The sequence below is a fragment of the Bacillus sp. PK3_68 genome (assembly GCF_003600835.1).
GTDB lineage: Bacteria > Bacillota > Bacilli > Bacillales > Domibacillaceae > Pseudobacillus.
In genome coordinates this window covers 1,306,898-1,325,195 of record NZ_NQYC01000001.1, presented here as the reverse complement: position 1 = coordinate 1,325,195, position 18,298 = coordinate 1,306,898, and the positions used below count along the sequence as shown (strand labels likewise).

The 18,298-nt window shown below is 43.6% G+C and carries 23 protein-coding genes, 1 pseudogene and 1 other annotated feature; of the genes and pseudogenes, 21 read left to right on the top strand and 3 right to left on the bottom strand.

The genetic code is table 11. The features are described 5' to 3' along the window. Positions 1-354 precede the first annotated feature (354 nt). The 19 genes and pseudogenes from CJ483_RS25460 to obgE all read left to right on the top strand — a co-directional run. Positions 355-615, top strand: a pseudogene (locus CJ483_RS25460) (prepilin peptidase); the annotation flags it as partial. A 3-nt stretch (positions 616-618) separates the two neighbouring features. Beyond that, complete coding sequence (locus CJ483_RS06985; RefSeq protein ID WP_342754535.1) at positions 619-1,110, top strand: prepilin peptidase; 492 nt, start codon at positions 619-621, stop codon at positions 1,108-1,110. 264 nt (positions 1,111-1,374) lie between these two features. Then, a complete protein-coding gene (locus CJ483_RS06975) occupies positions 1,375-1,587 on the top strand; it encodes a hypothetical protein (protein WP_120033460.1) in 213 nt (70 codons plus the stop codon). Beyond that, positions 1,584-2,165, top strand: coding sequence for a hypothetical protein (locus CJ483_RS06970; RefSeq protein ID WP_120033457.1), 582 nt, complete (start codon positions 1,584-1,586; stop codon positions 2,163-2,165). The genes CJ483_RS06975 and CJ483_RS06970 overlap by 4 nt, the downstream gene beginning before the upstream one ends. A 226-nt stretch (positions 2,166-2,391) precedes the next feature. Then, on the top strand, positions 2,392-2,979 hold the full coding sequence (locus CJ483_RS06965) for a Maf family protein (protein ID WP_120033454.1): 588 nt from the start codon (positions 2,392-2,394) through the stop codon (positions 2,977-2,979). Between the two features lie 20 nt (positions 2,980-2,999). After that, entirely contained in the window at positions 3,000-3,689 is a 690-nt protein-coding gene (gene radC / locus CJ483_RS06960; protein ID WP_120033451.1) for a RadC family protein, read from the top strand. A 131-nt stretch (positions 3,690-3,820) separates the two neighbouring features. After that, a complete protein-coding gene (locus CJ483_RS06955) occupies positions 3,821-4,837 on the top strand; it encodes a rod shape-determining protein (protein WP_120033448.1) in 1,017 nt (338 codons plus the stop codon). 261 nt (positions 4,838-5,098) lie between these two features. Further along, on the top strand, positions 5,099-5,992 hold the full coding sequence (gene mreC, locus CJ483_RS06945; RefSeq protein ID WP_120033442.1) for a rod shape-determining protein MreC: 894 nt from the start codon (positions 5,099-5,101) through the stop codon (positions 5,990-5,992). Then, positions 5,989-6,504 (top strand): rod shape-determining protein MreD, encoded by a 516-nt coding sequence (gene mreD, locus CJ483_RS06940; RefSeq protein ID WP_120033438.1) that lies wholly within the window; start codon positions 5,989-5,991, stop codon positions 6,502-6,504. The genes mreC and mreD overlap by 4 nt, the downstream gene beginning before the upstream one ends. A gap of 76 nt (positions 6,505-6,580) precedes the next feature. After that, complete coding sequence (gene minC / locus CJ483_RS06935; protein ID WP_120033435.1) at positions 6,581-7,267, top strand: septum site-determining protein MinC; 687 nt, start codon at positions 6,581-6,583, stop codon at positions 7,265-7,267. Beyond that, positions 7,260-8,069 carry a septum site-determining protein MinD gene (gene minD / locus CJ483_RS06930; RefSeq protein ID WP_120033432.1) on the top strand — a complete coding sequence of 270 codons (810 nt, stop codon included), beginning with the start codon at positions 7,260-7,262 and terminating at the stop codon, positions 8,067-8,069. The genes minC and minD overlap by 8 nt, the downstream gene beginning before the upstream one ends. 135 nt (positions 8,070-8,204) lie before the next feature. Then, complete coding sequence (locus tag CJ483_RS06925; protein ID WP_120033429.1) at positions 8,205-8,864, top strand: M23 family metallopeptidase; 660 nt, start codon at positions 8,205-8,207, stop codon at positions 8,862-8,864. Beyond that, positions 8,857-9,714 carry a M50 family metallopeptidase gene (locus tag CJ483_RS06920; protein ID WP_259455583.1) on the top strand — a complete coding sequence of 286 codons (858 nt, stop codon included), beginning with the start codon at positions 8,857-8,859 and terminating at the stop codon, positions 9,712-9,714. The genes CJ483_RS06925 and CJ483_RS06920 overlap by 8 nt, the downstream gene beginning before the upstream one ends. 53 nt (positions 9,715-9,767) lie before the next feature. Continuing rightward, the gene (locus CJ483_RS06915; RefSeq protein ID WP_120033426.1) at positions 9,768-11,234 is read left to right on the top strand and encodes an Rne/Rng family ribonuclease; all 1,467 of its coding nucleotides are present in this window, start codon (positions 9,768-9,770) and stop codon (positions 11,232-11,234) included. Positions 11,235-11,280: 46 nt separating this feature from the next. Next, positions 11,281-11,361, top strand: a sequence feature (ribosomal protein L21 leader region). A 13-nt stretch (positions 11,362-11,374) separates the two neighbouring features. Beyond that, complete coding sequence (gene rplU / locus CJ483_RS06910) at positions 11,375-11,683, top strand: 50S ribosomal protein L21 (protein ID WP_120033422.1); 309 nt, start codon at positions 11,375-11,377, stop codon at positions 11,681-11,683. Between the two features lie 12 nt (positions 11,684-11,695). Then, a complete protein-coding gene (locus CJ483_RS06905) occupies positions 11,696-12,028 on the top strand; it encodes a ribosomal-processing cysteine protease Prp (protein WP_120033419.1) in 333 nt (110 codons plus the stop codon). Positions 12,029-12,043: 15 nt separating this feature from the next. After that, the gene (gene rpmA, locus CJ483_RS06900) at positions 12,044-12,328 is read left to right on the top strand and encodes a 50S ribosomal protein L27 (protein WP_049663432.1); all 285 of its coding nucleotides are present in this window, start codon (positions 12,044-12,046) and stop codon (positions 12,326-12,328) included. Between the two features lie 245 nt (positions 12,329-12,573). Then, the gene (locus tag CJ483_RS06895) at positions 12,574-13,119 is read left to right on the top strand and encodes a Spo0B C-terminal domain-containing protein (protein ID WP_120033416.1); all 546 of its coding nucleotides are present in this window, start codon (positions 12,574-12,576) and stop codon (positions 13,117-13,119) included. A 42-nt stretch (positions 13,120-13,161) separates the two neighbouring features. Next, on the top strand, positions 13,162-14,451 hold the full coding sequence (gene obgE / locus CJ483_RS06890) for a GTPase ObgE (protein ID WP_120033413.1): 1,290 nt from the start codon (positions 13,162-13,164) through the stop codon (positions 14,449-14,451). A 108-nt stretch (positions 14,452-14,559) separates the two neighbouring features. Here the strand turns inward: obgE and CJ483_RS06885 are convergent, their stop codons facing one another. Then, positions 14,560-14,766 (bottom strand): hypothetical protein, encoded by a 207-nt coding sequence (locus tag CJ483_RS06885; protein ID WP_120033410.1) that lies wholly within the window; start codon positions 14,764-14,766, stop codon positions 14,560-14,562. Positions 14,767-14,947: 181 nt separating this feature from the next. On the opposite strand from CJ483_RS06885, the gene CJ483_RS06880 reads away from it, so the two are divergent. Next, positions 14,948-15,403 (top strand): ACT domain-containing protein, encoded by a 456-nt coding sequence (locus CJ483_RS06880; RefSeq protein ID WP_120033407.1) that lies wholly within the window; start codon positions 14,948-14,950, stop codon positions 15,401-15,403. A gap of 56 nt (positions 15,404-15,459) precedes the next feature. Next, positions 15,460-16,317: a prephenate dehydratase gene (pheA, locus tag CJ483_RS06875; protein ID WP_120033404.1), complete on the top strand. Its 858-nt coding sequence runs from the start codon at positions 15,460-15,462 to the stop codon at positions 16,315-16,317. A gap of 229 nt (positions 16,318-16,546) precedes the next feature. On the opposite strand, the gene CJ483_RS06870 is transcribed toward pheA, so the two are convergent. Then, on the bottom strand, positions 16,547-17,086 hold the full coding sequence (locus CJ483_RS06870; RefSeq protein WP_120033400.1) for a transcription repressor NadR: 540 nt from the start codon (positions 17,084-17,086) through the stop codon (positions 16,547-16,549). Between the two features lie 60 nt (positions 17,087-17,146). Continuing rightward, the gene (locus CJ483_RS06865) at positions 17,147-18,271 is read right to left on the bottom strand and encodes an IscS subfamily cysteine desulfurase (RefSeq protein ID WP_120033397.1); all 1,125 of its coding nucleotides are present in this window, start codon (positions 18,269-18,271) and stop codon (positions 17,147-17,149) included. Between the last annotated feature and the right edge of the window lie 27 nt (positions 18,272-18,298).

The following is an 18,298-nucleotide window of genomic DNA, read 5'->3' as shown; positions in this document are numbered from 1 at the left end:
AAATCAGAAGGCATATCAGTATAATAGAATGTAGACAAGAACATAAAGATCTTCTCCTCCAAGCTCCATCTCCCCACCGATTCATTTTCACTAATCCCCTTCAAGCCTGTCTTTAAACGATCTTTTCGCACTCTGCATTCCAAGAATGAAGCAGCGAGCAAGCACTCTGCTGGACTGGTAGTCACTGCTTTTGAGCAAGTAAGAAAACCTTTTAGTTAAAGGTTGAACATGTAAAAAAAAGGAGTTGAAAAACTTGTGGTTGGTCATCCATAAAATTAAAATAGGAGGAACAGTCATGCCTCAAATGAGAAAAAGATATGGGTCCCAAGCAGTGGAAGTAGCTGCCAAGACAGAATGATAGAATTGTTTGTTTTAATGTATGGTTTTGTATTTGGTTCATTTTTTAACGTCGTTGGCTTGCGTGTACCGAAAGGCCAATCGCTTTTCTGGCCGCACAGTGCTTGCCCTAGATGCAATCATAAGCTGCATTTTGCGGAACTTATACCGGTGTTCTCTTATGTATGGCAAAGAGGAAGGTGCCGCGTATGCAGGATAAGAATATCTCCTCTCTATCCTCTGATAGAATTCGTTACAGCCCTCTTGTTTTGGTGCGCGTATATGTCGTTTGGACTGACGGCAGACTTTTTCATCGCTTTAATACTTATGTCTCTTCTTCTTATTATTATTGTTTCAGACCTTACTTACATGGTTATCCCCGACAAAATACTGTTCATTTTTTTATTTCTCTTTTTGATGGGAAGGACCTTTCATCCGCTTGAGCCTTGGTGGGACATGTTTGTGGGCGGTGCGGTAGGCTTTTTCATACCTTTGCTGGTTTCTCTTGTATCAAAAGGCGGCATGGGGGGAGGAGATATTAAATTGTTTGGTGTCATTGGCTTATTGAGCGGCTTGAAGAAAGTGCTAGTTATTTTCTTTCTTTCATGTGCATTAGGGGCTGTCTGTGGTGTAGTGCTTATGATGTTTCACATTATAAAAAAAGGCAAGCCAATGCCCTTTGCACCATTTATTGCGCTCGCCACGCTCGCTGAACTATTTTATGGCGAAATACTCATTCACTGGTACCTTCAGCTTATTAATTATGGAGGATAAAAAGATTGCCGAAATTTTTCCAGGACAGGACGACAAAAGTCTTGTTCTTTTTTTAATTTGCTGTGTTAGCATGAAGGCAACTTCAAAGTAGGCGGAAGGATGGTCGCAAATGATGGACAAGGATAAGCCAAAAAAACCAGAAGGAATATTCTTAACAATCGGCAGTAAACAAAAAAAGAGTTTATTGGGCCAGAGTGGAAAAATGGAAAAAAAGAGAGTGCGGCAGCCATTGAGCCGAAAAAAGAAGAAGAGGAGTTCCAATGGTTGTTTCCTGAAGAAGGAGAGCAGAAAGCCGATGTAATCGAACAATATGCAACGATGCAAAAAACTACAGCTAAACGGGCAACTGGCAAGCTCTTTATTATTGTAATGAGTGCTGTCATTGTTGGTGTATTGCTTGGCTACGCATTAGTGAAAGTTGTCACTCAAAAGGAAGAGGGACGACCGCAAGCTATTTTAAAAGAAGAAAACCTGTGAAGGAAAGAGAAGTAACTACGCCGAAAGCTGCCCCACCCGCAAAAAGTGAGAAGAACTCGCTCTTTTCAATAGAGACCGCTGTTGTTCAAGGAGGGGTTTTTTCGACGGAAGATGCAGCTAATTCTGTGAAACAAAAAATGAATGGCTTAGGCCTGCCTGCTGAAGCAGTATTGCAAAACGGCCAATATCTTATCTTACTTGCTGCTTCCTCCACTATCGAAACAGCAAAGTTGATTGAAGGTATATATGGCACAGCCGGAGCGGACACTTATACAAAGCAATTGGCGATTTCGCCTTCTAAAAAGCTTGAAGAATCATCTGGAGAAATGGCTGCCTTATTTTCAAGTATTGCGGAAGAGAGTGGCAAAAAAGCTGCCGGACTGGAAGCGGATAAGAATAAACTTAAGGAGGCGGAAAGCAAATTAGACGCTGTGAAAGTAGAGCCGAGCGATGAAACATCCGCCGAATTGAAAAAGTTGCTGACAGGAGCGTTAACTGAAGCCAAAAGCAATCAGCCGCAAGCTGCCAAAGCTGCGCAGGAGAAGCTTCTGGCTTTTTTAGCTGTTTATAGTCAATAGGGTGCTTAAGCATTCTTGCCAATTCTTCACTTTTGGCAACTCGCCCAGTCATATTTGCTTGAAGGATGCTAAGGCATCCTTTTTTTGGGTGAAACTAAGAGATTATATGTAGAACCTGTTGATAAACCTTTGCTCGTTAAGCCTGCTTTAAAAGTTTGTAGTGTTTTGGCACTTTTGATATGATAACGATGTATCTCCCTTATTTTTGAAAGATAGGTGAATCGATTTGACGCAATTAATTTTAGCTTCGGGCTCCCCAAGACGGAAAGAACTCCTCGAACAAATCGGCTTGTCGTTTACTGTGAAAGTAAGCCATGCTGATGAAACGATCCCCTCTGGAATGACTCCGGAAGAAGCCGTTATGCATTTAGCTTCCATCAAAGCCGCTGCAGTCGCAGCAAACCATGAAGATAGTTTTATTATCGGAGCGGATACAGTTGTTACCCTCGATGGGGAAATTTTAGGCAAGCCGCAGAATCGAAAGGAAGCAAGAGATATGCTTCAGCGTCTTTCTGGCCGTACGCATGCTGTATGTACAGGAGTGGCTGTAAGGCATGGAGCAGATGAATACCTATTTTATGAAAAAACAAAAGTCACTTTTTGGGAGCTTACAGAAGAAGAGATCAACGGCTATTTAGAGACAGATGAACCATTCGATAAAGCCGGTGCATATGGTATTCAAGGAGCAGGTGCCATTCTGGTGAAAAAAATTGATGGTGACTATTTCTCTGTTGTTGGCCTGCCGATTTCTTCCCTATATAGGCATCTAAGACGGCTCGGCTGGCAAGGTGCCGCTTTCTTCTTTCCTTCCTGAAAGGTCGAAAGGAGAAAAGTATGTCGAAAGAAACATTTATAATCCGCGACGTTCCGGCAGAAGAGCGTCCACGGGAACGGCTGGTTGCCTACGGTGCAGCCAGCCTGTCCACCCATGAACTCCTCGCTATTATTTTACGGACTGGAACAAAAGATGAATCCGTCCTGCAACTGGCTAACCGTCTTTTGAAAACGTTTGAAGGCCTCCGCTTGTTAAAAGAAGCCTCTCTCGAAGAAATGACCTCCATTAAAGGTATTGGTGAAGCAAAAGCTATACAAATTATATCTGCGCTTGAGCTTGGAAGGCGTGTCAGTCAGCTGAGATTTGAGGAGCGCTATGTCATTCGCTCACCGGAAGATGGGGCCGATTATGTCATGGAAGAAATGAGATTTCTTACCCAGGAACATTTTGTTTGCTTGTATTTGAACACTAAAAATCAAGTTCTCCATAAGCAGACTTTATTTATTGGTAGTTTAAATGCTTCTATTGTTCACCCTCGTGAAGTGTTCAAAGAGGCTTTTCGCCGATCTGCTGCTTCTATTATCTGTATTCACAATCATCCATCCGGTGATCCCCAGCCAAGCAGGGAAGATATTGATGTGACTAAGAGATTAGCTGAATGCGGCAAAATCCTTGGCATTGAACTGCTTGATCATTTAATTATCGGAGAGAAGAAATTCGTCAGTTTAAAAGAAAAAGGCTATTTATAACGCTAGGATTTTTTTTTCCTTCGGTTATAATATAAGTTATGATTTTTCCTAGTTGTTTTTGTCGAAAAATAAAAGAATAATGTCAAATCAATCATGATAAAAGTAATGGACCGAGAAAGGGAGATACTTGTATGTTTGGAATTGGAAGCCGAGATCTTGGAATAGACTTAGGAACGGCTAATACGCTCGTTTATGCTAAAGGAAAGGGTGTCGTTGTACGTGAGCCATCGGTTGTGGCATTGCAGACGGATACGAAACAAATTGTGGCCGTTGGAAACGATGCTAAAAAAATGATTGGCCGTACACCGGGGAATGTAATAGCTACGCGCCCTATGAAAGATGGGGTAATTGCTGATTACGAAACAACAGCCACAATGATTAAATATTATTTAAAACAAGCAACAAAAAATGGAAAAGGTTTGCTTTCCAGTAAGCCATATGTAATGGTTTGTGTACCATCCGGCATTACAGCCGTTGAAGAACGGGCTGTTATTGATGCTACTCGCCAAGCGGGTGCCCGCGACGCTTATACTATTGAAGAACCGTTCGCGGCTGCTATTGGTGCTAACCTTCCTGTTTGGGAACCGACAGGCAGCATGGTCGTTGATATTGGCGGCGGAACAACAGAAGTAGCTATTATCTCACTTGGCGGCATTGTGACAAGCCAATCTCTTCGTACAGCAGGAGATGAAATGGACGATGCCATCGTCGCATATATTCGCAAACAGTACAACCTGTTGATTGGTGACAGAACGTCTGAGACAATTAAAATGGAAATTGGCTCGGCCGGCGATTTCGAGCAATTGCCAAGCATGGAAATTCGTGGCCGCGACCTGTTAACAGGATTGCCAAAAACAATTGAAATTACTGGCGAGGAAATTGCTGATGCCCTAAAAGATACAGTAACTGCTATTGTAGATACGGTAAAAAGTACATTAGAGCAAACTCCACCGGAGCTAGCAGCAGATATTATGGATCGGGGAATTGTCCTTACAGGCGGCGGTGCGTTGCTTCGTAATCTGGATAAAGTAATTAGCAAAGAAACGAATATGCCAGTGATTATTGCAGAAAATCCGCTTGATTGTGTAGCAATCGGGACAGGAATGGCACTCGATCATATTGATTTGTTCAAAAATAAAAATAAATAAAAACAAACATGATCTAACAGCATCATGGCTGAAGAAGAGCGGGAGGATATTGTTCTCTCTGAACAAGCGCCTTTTATATTTTTCATGCAGTTGCTATTTCTAGAACAACTGGCTTGGCCTTTCCAGCCTAAATACAGCTATGAGATACAGTCTTCTCCTGCGCTTGTTAGGACTGGACGGGCGTTTTCTCTTTTCATTTATCCGGCAGCAGCTGACAGCTGCCGGATTCTAACTTAATGCAAACAAACAGAGGTGGAGTATATGCCACAATTTTTTACAAATAAGCGTCTGATCATTTTACTTGGAAGCATTATTGTTCTTGTCGCTTTAATTGGTTTTTCTCTTCGCGATAGGGAGAATTTATCCTGGCCGGAGCAATTCGTCAAAGACATTGTCGGTTTGGGACAAGCAGCGGTGTCTAAACCTGCCAACAGCTTCGCAGGTTTTTTTGATGAAATTAAAGACTTGCGGAATACATACGAGGAGAACAAAGAGCTACGAGCAAGAATTGATAAGACTGCCCAGCTCGAAAGTGATGTTGCCCGTCTTCAAAAGGACAATCAGGAACTTCGAAAAGTGCTTGATAAAAAGAAGAGTTTAGCAGATTACGAGCCAGTACAGGCGACCGTGATTGCCCGCAATCCGGACCGTTGGTATGACGTTATCACCATTGATCAGGGAGAAGCGACCGGCGTCGAGCCTAATATGGCTGTCATTACTGCTCAAGGTTTGATCGGTAAAGTGCAGAGTACATCAAAATTCACATCGACTGTTCAGTTGTTGAGCGCCCACGATTCAAGAAATCGTGTATCAGCCGTCATTCAAGGAAAGAACAATGTTTTTGGAGTGATTGAAGGCTATGATAAAGAGAAGAAAGCATTGCTTATGACGAAAGTTCCCTATGATTCTAAAGTGAAAAAAGGAATGCTCGTTATGACTTCTGGTAAAGGCGGTGTTTTTCCGGAAGGCTTAATTATTGGGAAGATCGAAGAAATGGTCCCTGATGAGTTCGGCTTGACACAAACAGCCCTTATCAAACCAGCGGCTTCTTTTAATGATCTTGAGCATGTGATGGTTACAAAACGCAGCATGACAACAGTTCTTCCAGAAAAGGAAGAGCGTAAACAGGTTCTTGTTGAGGAGGGGAACTTGTGAAACGGCTTTATCTTCCTCTCCTAATGATTGTCCTCTTTTATAGTGACAGCTTGTTTCTTACTGTATTCCCGGAAACGGCGTTTGATGGCAAATATGTAATCACCCCACGCTTTTTTGTCATCGGTTTGCTGCTGATGGCCGTTTTCTTTGACCGTAATACAGCAATTAAATATGGTTTTCTCTTTGGTTTTCTCTTTGATATTTTCTACACGGGGATACTAGGGGCTTATATGTTCTTCCTGCCTCTTGTTGTGTATATTGTATCGAAGCTTGTAAAAGTTCTGCAAAACAATTTATTTATTCTTGGTTTTATTGTTTTGTTTGGGGTCTTTTTGTTGGAATTGATTTTATTCCAGCTAAATGTGCTGATTAAGCGGACTGATATAGACTTAACACAATTTATGTCGATTCGCTTGGGACCAACTTTACTTTTAAATCTTATCTTTTATATTCTTCTAGCATTTCCGCTAAAAAATGCTTTTGAGAAGCTTCAGCGCATTTACAATGACTAGCTTCATAGGAATGGAAAAAGAGGAATCAGGAGAAGGCTTGTCGAATTAATTGGACAACAGAGGTGAATTTCGTGCTATGAAAACAAAACAGAACGTTGTCATTAAAGGGACAAAAGATGGGCTCACGCTGCATTTGAATGACAAATGTGCATACGATGAATTGCTGCAGGAACTAAAAGATAAAATGGATGCCGTTAGTGGCCAAGAGCACGGTTCTCTCCTTACAGTCACTGTTCAGGCGGGAAACCGCTATTTATTAGATAAAGAAATAGAAGAAATAAAAAATTTAATTAACCAGCGCGAGCATCTTGCTGTTGAATCGGTTAAATCTAATGTGATGACAATGGAAGAGGCTATTCGCTGGAAGGAGGAAAGCGAGATTGTTTCCTATACAGGAAGAATCCGCTCTGGGCAGGTACTTGAGGTTCCCGGTGATTTATTGCTGATCGGCGATGTCAATCCTGGTGGAACAGTAAGAGCCGGAAGAAATATTTTCATCATGGGCGCTTTAAAAGGAATGGCCCATGCCGGCTGTTATGGAGACGAAATGGCTGTGATCGCTGCCAGCCGGATGATGCCGTCTCAACTTAGAATCAGCCGTTATTTTAATCGCGCACCTGACCGTTATGAGGAAGAGGAAGGCTATGAGACGGAGTGCGCTTACATAGATGATTCTAACCAGATTGTGGTTGACCGCTTGCAGGTGCTCAAGCATCTGAGACCGGGAATTTCTACGTTTAAAGGGGGAAAGCACAGTGGGTGAGGCTATAGTTATTACATCTGGAAAAGGCGGGGTCGGCAAAACAACGACTACGGCCAATTTAGGCACCGCACTTGCACTGCAAGAGAAAAAGGTTTGTTTAGTTGATACAGATATCGGGCTTAGAAACTTAGATGTCGTGATGGGGCTTGAGAACCGGATTATTTATGATTTGGTAGACGTGGTAGAAGGGCGTTGTAAGACTCATCAGGCGCTTGTAAAAGATAAGCGTTTCAATGATTTGCTTTATCTGCTGCCGGCGGCCCAGACAACAGATAAGTCGGCGGTCCAGCCTGAACAACTGAAAAAACTAATGGAAGAATTGAAGCAGGAATTTGATTATATTTTAATAGATTGCCCAGCTGGAATTGAGCAGGGCTACAAAAACGCTGTGGCCGGAGCTAATAAGGCGATTGTCGTCACCACTCCTGAAAAATCTGCCGTCCGTGATGCCGATAGGGTCATTGGATTGTTAGAAAAAGAAGAAGGAATGGAACCTCCCAAGCTGATTATTAACCGGATACGTAACCATATGATGCAGCAGGGGGATATGCTGGATGTGGATGAAGTAGCTGCACACTTGTCGATTGAGCTGCTTGGTATTGTGGTGGATGATGATGAGGTTATTAAATCCTCACACAATGGCGAGCCGGTTGCTCACAATCCAAACAATCGGGCATCTATCGCCTACCGCAACATTGCCAGAAGAATCCTTGGAGAATCTGTCCCGCTTCAGCAGCTGGATGACATAAAGGAAGGGTTTTTTACTCGTTTAAAGAAGTTTTTCGGCGTTCGTTCGAAATAGCTCCATTAGTTGAAAGAGGCTGTCTGCAAGCTGCGAAGCTGCAGACGGCTTTTTTTGTTAGGTGAATTCTTTCTTCTTAATCAGGCCTGTCACTCATATAGTGTACAAACCTGTGTAGAAAAGGAGGAAGGATACGTGAAAGAAGAAAAGGAGATGTTTCCGCTGCCGGAAGAAAAAGAACAACTGCATCCATTGTTTAGCTGGAATCGTTTTTTATTTAAGTGGCTAGCAGCGGCTGCATTAGTGTTAGCTACTGCCATTTTGTTTCAACACCCCTCTCCTGTTTTTATAGAAGGAAGGGAATGGATGGAAAAGACGATGGAAAAAGAATTTCCTTTTTCAAAAGCGGCTGCTTGGTATGAAAACACGCTCGGAAAACCGCTCCCTTTTACGGCTGATGGCTGGACGGATAAAAAACAAAGTCCCGATGCCTCTCCAGAAATCGCCTTGCCGGCGTCAGGACGTATCTTGGAAGACTTTCAAACGAACGGTCAGGGGATTCTCGTTGAGACCGGACCAGCTGAAGAGGTAAAGGCTATTAAAGAGGGGACGATTATTTTCACTGGTGAAAAGGAGGGGCTAGGAAAAACAGTAGTTTTGCAGCACGCTGATAATAGTGAATCGTGGTATGGTCATCTATCAAATATATCTGTACAGCCTTATGAACGGGTGAAAACAGGAAGCACGCTTGCAAAAGCAGAAGCAGGAGAAAATGCAAATGGCGGGCAATTCTATTTAGCTATCAAGCGTGATAACGTATTTATCGATCCAAACGAGGTGGTTCCGTTTGAGTAAATGGATGAAACATGTTCATGTCCATCCACTTTTATGGGGAGTCACCGGTGTTTGTATTTTAACAGGAACTTTTTTGCACTTGCTACTAGCGTTTACGGTCATTGTTATTCACGAATTAGGCCATATTTTAGCTGCCCATCTACTAGGATGGCGCATTAGAAAAGTGGTGCTTCTCCCATTTGGAGGGGTAGCAGAGGTGGACGAGCACGGAAATCGGCCCTTGAAGGAAGAACTGCTCGTCGTGCTGGCGGGGCCACTCCAGCATCTTTGGCTGTTTGGAATAGCTTGGCTGGCACACGAAGGCGGGGTTCTGCCTGCCAGTATATATGAGGCTTTCTGGCAAATTAATTTGGCTATCTTGCTGTTTAATTTGCTGCCTGTTTATCCACTTGACGGCGGTAAGCTGCTAATGCTCAGTTTTTCTGCGGCTAGGCCGTTTTTGTCTGCTTTTCGCCTTGTTATTATATGCTCTGCATGCTTGCTATTCTGCCTGCAAATGACCGCCTTTCTTTTTTTTCCTTTCCATTTGCAGGCATGGACATTATTTTTTTATTTAGCATGGACACTGTGGCGGGCCTGGAAGGAAAAACGCTATGCTTTCATGCGTTTTCTCCTCGAACGTCATTACGGGAATAAAGGATCAGCCGACTTCTTAAAGCCGCTCACTGTCCCAGCGGGAGAACCAATCATGAATGTGCTTGAACGATTTCAACGCAATGCCAAACATATTATTTATGTGACAGAAGGAGGAGAAAAACGAGGCCGGCTAGACGAGAATGAATTACTGTATGCGTATTTCTCAGAAAAGAAAACAGACTCCATTCTGAAGGATTTATTGCCTGTCGATTGACGGAAGTGTCTTGTAGCAGTAAAGTGAAACAAAAAGAGGAAAGCGGGTCTGATATGAATACGTTGATTGTCAGCGCAAAAGGCAGGGAAAAAAGATTGGCGGTTGTCAGAGAAGGAGTAGCCGATCAGTTTCACGTTTTTCAGCCGTCACACCTTTCCCGTGTCGGCTTTATTTATTATGGAATTGTTTCTAAGATAGAAAAAGGAATGAATGCTTGTTTTGTGAATATTGGGCTAGAACAGAATGCTTATTTGCATCGCAATGACTTTCCCAATCATCAAAATAAATCGATTGATGAACTTGTTCACCAGGGCCAGAAGGTCATCGTTCAAGTGATTAAAGACGGATCAGAGGCGAAAGCGCCGCGATTAACAGCCATTATTGAATGGCCGGGGGAGCTGCTTGTTTATCTGCCGGCAGGACATTACATTGCTTTATCAAAAAAGCTGGATAATGAAAAGAAACGCCGTGAATGGATAAAGTGGGCAGAAGAGTATAAGGAGGAAAGGGAGGGGCTGATTCTCCGGACAGCTGCCTTCCATTCTTCGAAAGAAGCACTGCTTGCCGAATGGGAGCATCTTCGCCTTCAGCATGAGCAGATCGTTAAAAAAGCAGAGAAAAGCAAGGCGCCGGCTTTGTTAATGGAAAAGCAGCAGTTAAAAGAAGAGCTATTTGCGCGAATGAGCCAATTAGGGCAAGGAGAGTTGATTTGCGATGAGGTAGCTTTTTTGTCGGATATTAAAGAAGATCTTCGCTTCGAAAGGGGAAGCTGGACAACTGTTCTCCATTCAGCAGATCAGGATATATTTTCGGCATTCAGATTGCCGGATGCAGCCGAATTTTCATTAAAGCGTATTATCTGGCTGCCGAGCGGTGGATTTATCGTTATTGATCGGACAGAAGCTATGACGGTAATCGACGTGAATACGGGGAAATTCACTGGGAAAAGTAGTCAGCGGCAGACGGTTTTTTTAACCAATAAGGAAGCGGCAACAGAGAGTGCCCGTCAGCTGCGCTTACGCGACATTAGTGGCATTATTCTCATTGATTTTATAGACATGGCAAATGAAGCAGATCGCAGGGAGATTGAGAGTGAATTTATGCGGGAGGCAAAGAAGGATTCAAAACAAATATCCATCCGCGGGTTTACCTCTCTCGGTCTCATGCAAATCACCCGTAAAAAAACAAAGCCGTCTCTCATAGAAACAGTAACGGTACCTTGCCGAGCATGCCGGGGGACCGGACGGGTCATCAGTGCCGAAACAGCCGCTTTTGCGCTTGAAAGAGACTTGTTTGAATTAATAAAAAATGTGGAGGAGGCAGTGCTTGTAGAGGTAACGCCGGATGTTATGGAGGCCTTTGTTGGTGAAAGGTATAAGTACCATGAAAAGCTGCAGGAAATGCTTCATAAAAAGATTATTTACAACGTGATCGATGGACAAGTGCCGATAGGAAAAATGATAAGAACGGGCAGCGTTAAGGAGCTATCAACGAAGGGAATGTTGATAAAAAGCAGTTGACATAAAAAGCAAAAGTGATAAGATTCTAATGTTATTGTTTGTAGCACCCGTGCTACAACCGCTCATACCAGGTCATAAGTGTATGCTGTTAGCAAACCACCTGCGAATGGCGAGTCTGAGTAATTAAGGAGGTGCAGGGAATGTACGCAATTATCGAAACTGGCGGTAAACAAGTAAAAGTAGAAGAAGGTCAAGCTATCTACATTGAAAAATTAGATGCTGCAGAAGGTGATTCTGTAACGTTTGATCAAGTATTATTCGTCGGCGGTGAAAATGTAAAAGTAGGCAGCCCAACTGTTGATGGTGCTACTGTTACAGCTAAAGTTGAAAAACAAGGCCGTCAAAAGAAAATTACTGTTTTCAAATTCAAAGCAAAGAAAAACTACCGCAGAAAACAAGGCCATCGTCAGCCATACACTAAAGTTGTTATCGAAAAAATCAACGCGTAAGGCGATGATCCAATGATTCGGGTAGACGTAATAAGGCAGCCTTCCGGAAGGATTACTTCCTTCACAATGGAGGGGCATGCAGAATTTGCTGAACATGGAAAAGATCTCGTGTGTGCAGGAGCGACAGCTGTCTCTTTCGGAGCGCTTAATGCTATTCTTTCATTGACTGATGCTAAGCTTGGGATCGAGCAAGGGAAAGAAGGCGGATTTCTTCGATGTCTTGTTCCGGAGGATCTTCCGATGGACGAGGCTGAAAAAGTCCAGTTGCTGCTTGAAGGAATGGTTGTTTCCTTACAGACGATTGAACGTGAGTATAGCAAATATATAAAGATTACTTTTCACTAACAGGAGGTGAGACTCATGTTAAGATTAGACCTTCAATTTTTCGCATCGAAAAAAGGGGTTGGTTCTACAAAGAACGGACGTGACTCTGAAGCGAAGCGCCTTGGCGCAAAGCGTGCAGATGGTCAGTTCGTAACTGGCGGATCTATTCTTTACCGTCAACGTGGAACAAAAATTTACCCTGGTGAAAACGTTGGCCGTGGTGGAGACGACACTCTATTCGCAAAAGTTGACGGCGTTGTTCGTTTTGAACGTTATGGCCGTGACAAGAAAAAAGTGAGCGTATACCCTGCAGCTCAATAATAAAAGCTGGATAAAATGGAAGTGGAAAGCTCTAACCAACCGGTTAGAGCTTTCTTTATGGTTATTTTGAAGAGGCTTTTAAGTGTTTGCTATCTCTATTCACTCGATTTCTGTTATACTAATTGGAAAGCCACAACAGGCAGGAAGATTATGGACGTATATTTACCAATAACGCAGGTGAATGAGAAGGCAGAAGCTCCTTCTTTTTCTTCCATTATGTTTGGCACAAGGGGGGTACCTGTGCAGTGGATAGGAAAAGTAATAATTGGACGATCATTCGAGCACTTCAGCACGCCCGACATGACTGGATGAATCACATTCAGCTTATTAAAGGGTATATTGCGCTTGGGAAAATAGAGGAAGCGGAGCGGGTGATTGAACGAGCGGTTATGCAAGCAAAGCAGGAGGCTCATGTATGCAATTTATCTTTGCCGGAGCTCGCAAAAACACTAATCACATTTAATTGGGAAGCGCACTCCTTTCAGTTAGAATATGAAGTGCTGGATACGGATATAACAACGAGGGCAACTGATCACCGTCTGTCATGCTGGACATCTTCGCTTTTTCAGTTGGTTGAAAATTATATTGAAACGTATGCCGATAATCATTTGTATCTCTCCATTGGAAAGGCAGAGGAAGGAATTCGTTTCTTTTTTGAGTTCAGTGGGATAATAACCAATGAAGAAGCGTTAACTAGCGAATTAGCAGAAATATTAAGCATGCCTCATGTGAAACGGTATGAAATTCATGTGCACTCGGAAGAGGAAATGCTCTTTGAAGCAATCATATAGAACGCTTCACAAAATGCATAGCTTCATTAATAGGAGGATTTTATGTTTGTAGATCAGGTAAAAGTATACGTAAAAGGCGGTGACGGCGGGAATGGCATGGTTGCTTTCCGTCGTGAAAAGTACGTGCCAAAAGGTGGACCGGCTGGCGGCGATGGCGGCAACGGCGCGGATGTAGTTTTCGAAGTGGATGAAGGGTTAAGAACACTTATGGACTTCCGCTATCAGCGTCATTTTAAAGCTCCGCGTGGCGAGCATGGAATGAGCAAAAGTCAGCATGGAAAAAATGCAACCGATATGGTTGTAAAAGTTCCTCCTGGCACTATTGTTATGGATGATGACACGAAAGAAGTAATCGCTGATTTGACCGAGCATGGCCAGCGGGCCGTTATTGCAAGAGGCGGACGGGGCGGACGTGGTAACACTCGCTTTGCTACACCGGCTAACCCTGCTCCTGAATTGTCCGAGAATGGAGAACCGGGTCAAGAACGCTATATTGTAATGGAGTTAAAACTATTGGCAGATGTAGGTCTTGTCGGTTTTCCAAGCGTCGGAAAATCCACCCTGCTTTCTGTTGTTTCTGCTGCCCGCCCTAAAATTGCTGAATACCACTTTACAACGATTGTGCCAAATCTTGGTGTAGTGGAAACAGAAGATGGCCGCAGTTTTGTTATGGCAGACCTTCCGGGACTGATTGAAGGTGCACATGAGGGAGTAGGGCTAGGCCACCAATTTTTACGCCATATTGAACGGACACGTGTTATCGTACATGTTATTGATATGTCTGGTATGGAAGGGCGAGATCCGTACGAAGACTATGTAACGATCAATAATGAATTGAAGGAATATAATTTAAGGCTGACTGAGCGTCCGCAAATTGTTGTGGCCAATAAGATGGATATGCCTGACTCAGAGGAAAACCTTGCAGCATTTAAAGAAAAGATAGGTGAAGAAGTGCCGGTTTTCCCAATTTCCGCTGTGACCCGTGAAGGACTAAAAGAGTTGTTGTTCGCTGTAGCAGATATGGTAGATAAAACTCCAGAATTCCCTCTTGCCGATTTTGAGGAGGAAAAAGGCATCCATCGTGTGATGTACAAACATGAAGATCAGCCGGCGGAATTCTTAATTACAAGAGATTCAGCGGGAGTGTTCGTAGTAAGTGGAGCGAAGGTAGAAAAGCTGTTTAAAATGACAGATTTCTCTCGGGAAGACTCTGTTCGTCGCTTTGCTCGCCAGCTCCGTTCTATGGGTGTAGATGATGCACTGCGCGAACGGGGAGCAGAAGATGGCGATATCGTTCGTCTGCTTGATTACGAATTTGAATTTGTGGAGTAATTGGAAAAGGAAAACGGCTAATAGTTTCAGTCAGAGTAAGCTGTCACGCCCAGGGGACACAAGTGGTCACAGAGGCGTCCGTCTTGCATTGGCCGGGTTTTAACCGCCTTAATTTTGTCTAGCTGCAGCGCCTAGCTGCTCGAGGTCATAAAACAAATGGACTGCATGGCAGAAAAGCGCCATTTCGTCCATTTGCTTTATGCTTGTTGCAGCTGACGAGGCGCTTCCGCTTTTAAGTTGTCTAGCTGCAGCGCCTAGCTGCTCGAGGTCATAAAACAAATGGACTGCATGGCAGAAAAGCGCCATTTCGTCCATTTGCTTTATGCTTGTCGCAGCTGACGAGGCGCTTCCGCTTTTAAGTTTATCTAGCTGCAGGTGCTAGCGCGTACGGTGGTTTCGGAAAGTCTTAGGGAGTCAAAGAGCGACTCCCGATGCCTTCCCTCCAACCCCCTAGCGCGCAGATCAAGCGCCTTCCGCTTTTAAGTGAGGGAGAGTCGTGGCTAAGAAGGATTTTGAACGGAAATTTTATCTCGTACGTGAAGATGTGTTGCCGGAAGCAATGAAAAAAACGCTTGAGGCAAAAGAGCTGATTGACCGACACCGGGTGGAATCTATCTGGGAGGCAGTAAAAAAGGTTGATTTGAGCCGCAGTGCTTTTTACAAATATCGTGATACTGTCTTTCCTTTTCACAAGGTCGTCACCGAACGGATCATTACTCTGTTCTTCCATCTTGAAGACCGAGCTGGTACGCTGTCCGAATTGCTGGGGCTCGTCGCTAAATATGAATGCAATATTTTAACGATTCATCAGACGATCCCTCTTCAAGGAAGAGCGAATGTTACTCTTTCGTTAAATGTAAGTAATATGACAATTGACCTGGATGATATGCTGGCAGAGCTGGAAAAGCTAGAGTTCATCGATACTGTAGAAGTTCTCGGTTCAGGGGGGTAAGAGCCGGCTTCTTTCATTCTAAATAGTCCCAATTTTCTAGTAAGGAGTAGATCTCATTGCGAAAAATCGCTTTTTTAGGCCCCGCCGCTACTTTCACTAATTTAGCGGTACGCCATGCGTTTCCGGCGGAGGAACATGTTCCTTATTCAACGATTCCAGCTTGTATGGATGCTGTTATTAATGGAGATATGGACTTTGCCGTTGTACCAATTGAAAATACGCTTGAAGGCACAGTAAATTTAACAATTGATTATTTGTTTCATGAGGCAGATTTAAAAATTGTAGCAGAAGTGACGGAACCAATTCAGCAGCATTTGCTCGTACATAAAGAATATGCCTACGAGTGGCAAAAGACAGAAAAAGTCCTTTCGCATCCCCATGCTATTGCTCAATGTCACAAATTTTTACATAGTTATTTTCCGGATATTCCCCATGAGCAGGTGGCGTCGACAGCCGCCGCCGCAAAGTATGTAAAAGAGCATCCTGAACAGCGGCTGGCGGCGATTGCCAATGAATTATCCGCCCAAGAGTATGATTTGGCTATTGCCAGAGTAAATATCCACGATTATGATTTTAACCATACTCGTTTTCTTGTGCTTGCCAAACAGGAACAGGACATCTCGCTTCCGCTTATTCGGCCTCGTGATAAAACGACCGTCGTGATCACACTGCCTTCTGATCGGCCGGGTGCATTGCATCAAGTGCTGTCTGCATTTTCCTGGCGGAATATCAATTTAAGTAAAATTGAATCCCGTCCGTTAAAAACGGGCCTTGGGCATTATTTCTTTATTCTTGATATTGAACAGCGAATGGATAAGGTGCTCTTGCCGGGTGCATTTGCTGAGATGGAAGCGCTCGGCTGCAATGTGCATGTGCTTGGAAGCTATCAGGCGTACGCTATTCAATATGAGTAAGTGAAACGAAATAAATTGCTCTGTTAAAGAAGCATGTAGTTTTTAGAGTGGGTTGTAGCAGAAGGCGGCGACTCCATCAGGAAAAGCTGATCTTGGTAGGAATGTACATAACGAGGGGGCTTATGGACCAGCCGTGAGGAGCGCCCGCCTGTCACCAAAATCAACCATTAAGTATAGAGAGCAAAAGAAATAAAAAGAGCTGTCCTAATAAACAAGACAGCTCTTTTTATTATTCGGCAAGCAAGAAACCTGCCTGTTTTAAGACGGCTTCCGCTTCATCTAGGATTCTTTCTTCTCTTGCGGCAATGGTGTGAAGATGAACGCCATCTGTTAACTGTGATAAATATGAAGCATTGGTCTCGTTTACACGCTGGATAAATTGAGTTACTTCCCTTCGATTGGAGACCATAATAGAAGCTGTTAAGTCTCCGTACACTGGGTGCTCAATTTTCACGTCTTTCACGAGCAAGCCAAGATCAACCAGAAGATTTAATTCTTCTTTTGCGTCTTGAGGTTTGTGGCTGCAGGCAATGGAACGTTCAAACCATTGCTCTGGGGCTGCCGGGGCAAAATAACAATAGCCTTGACTCGTAGCGATAATGGGTTCATTTCTCGCTTTTAATAATGTAATATCATTTACGATCACTTGGCGGCTAACATTGGAACGATTCGCCAGTTCCCCGCCTGTTAATGGTTCCTTGCTCATTCGCAGCCATTCCACTATAAGCTTGCGTCTTTCTTCTCCTAAAATCTTCTTCCCGGGAGTCATGTTAATCCCTCCATGTTCAATATCCACTGCCTCTATTCTATCATAAGGTGTTAAGCAGTTCTAACGGAGAACTGATGCGGTTATTCCCAGTAAAAGATTTCCCAGCCTCTCTATTTCTTGTATAGTTGTTCGGCTGCTCAATGAAATGCGGAAGAACTGCCGTGCTTTTTCTATGGAATGTCCCATAGCAAGGATAGCCTTTGTTCCATTTTCGGAACGGGTATCACAAGCGCTGCCCGTTGAAATAGCACAGCCTTGTTCATTTAGCTTTAGCAAGACGAGCTGTCCTTCCATTCCTTGAATTGTCATGCCAATAATCGAAGGGAGCTGTCTTGTTTCGTCCGCTTCAATCCAGCGAAAAGAAGAGGAAGTCAGCTTTTCTTTTAACAGACGGCGAAGTTCCCATTCTTTTTGCAAGCTGGATGTCCGACAGACTTCCTCGGCAGCAGCTGTGAAAGCTGCAACTGCTGGAACATTAACAGTGCCTCCCCGAAACCCATTTTCATGAGTGAGGCCGGGAAAAAGAGGAGACCAGTGGAGGGAAGGACAGATGTAGACTGCTCCTATCCCTTTTGGACCGAATATTTTATGAGAAGAGACGGACAAGCTGTCTACCCATAGAAGCAATGGACGAAGATCTAGCTTACCAAATGCCTGGACGCAATCTGAATGAAATAAAATACCCTTCTCTTTTAGCAGCCTTCCAATTTTATCTATAGGATTAATCGTTCCAATCTCCTGATTAGCATATTGTAAAGATACGAGAATGGTATCTGGACGAATAGCGGCTGCCAGTTCTTCAGGTTCTATCACTCCTTGGGAGCTGAGGGGCAGCTTTGTAATATGAAACCCTTCTTTTTCTAAAAAGGCCAATGCAGAGTGGACAGATGAATGCTCCGCCATTGATGCAATCACATGGTTTCCCCTTTTTCTTGCTGCCCGTGCAAGCGAAATGATGGATAACAAGTTGCTTTCCGTTCCTCCGGAAGTAAAGTAAATCCCTTCCTTTTTTCCACCGATCAGCCTAGCCAAAGTTTCCCTGCATTGTTCAAGCAGAAAACGTGCCTGGCTGCCTTCATCATGAAGGCTTGAACTGTTGCCGAAGAATTCCTGGCTAGCCTTTATATAAACGCTAAGCGCTTGTTCACTCATAGGCGTAGTGGCTGCGTAATCAAAATAAATCAATGAATGTTCCTCCTTTATAAAAGGATT

Coding starts and splice junctions, on each gene's coding strand:
- CJ483_RS06985 (WP_342754535.1), top strand. CDS start 619: ATGTCGTTTGGACTGACGGCAGACTTTTTCATCGCTTTAATACTTATG.
- radC (WP_120033451.1), top strand. CDS start 3,000: ATGTCGAAAGAAACATTTATAATCCGCGACGTTCCGGCAGAAGAGCGT.
- CJ483_RS06955 (WP_120033448.1), top strand. CDS start 3,821: ATGTTTGGAATTGGAAGCCGAGATCTTGGAATAGACTTAGGAACGGCT.
- mreC (WP_120033442.1), top strand. CDS start 5,099: ATGCCACAATTTTTTACAAATAAGCGTCTGATCATTTTACTTGGAAGC.
- minC (WP_120033435.1), top strand. CDS start 6,581: ATGAAAACAAAACAGAACGTTGTCATTAAAGGGACAAAAGATGGGCTC.
- CJ483_RS06915 (WP_120033426.1), top strand. CDS start 9,768: ATGAATACGTTGATTGTCAGCGCAAAAGGCAGGGAAAAAAGATTGGCG.
- rplU (WP_120033422.1), top strand. CDS start 11,375: ATGTACGCAATTATCGAAACTGGCGGTAAACAAGTAAAAGTAGAAGAA.
- CJ483_RS06905 (WP_120033419.1), top strand. CDS start 11,696: ATGATTCGGGTAGACGTAATAAGGCAGCCTTCCGGAAGGATTACTTCC.
- rpmA (WP_049663432.1), top strand. CDS start 12,044: ATGTTAAGATTAGACCTTCAATTTTTCGCATCGAAAAAAGGGGTTGGT.
- obgE (WP_120033413.1), top strand. CDS start 13,162: ATGTTTGTAGATCAGGTAAAAGTATACGTAAAAGGCGGTGACGGCGGG.
- CJ483_RS06885 (WP_120033410.1), bottom strand. CDS start 14,766: ATGGACGAAATGGCGCTTTTCTGCCATGCAGTCCATTTGTTTTATGAC.
- CJ483_RS06870 (WP_120033400.1), bottom strand. CDS start 17,086: ATGACTCCCGGGAAGAAGATTTTAGGAGAAGAAAGACGCAAGCTTATA.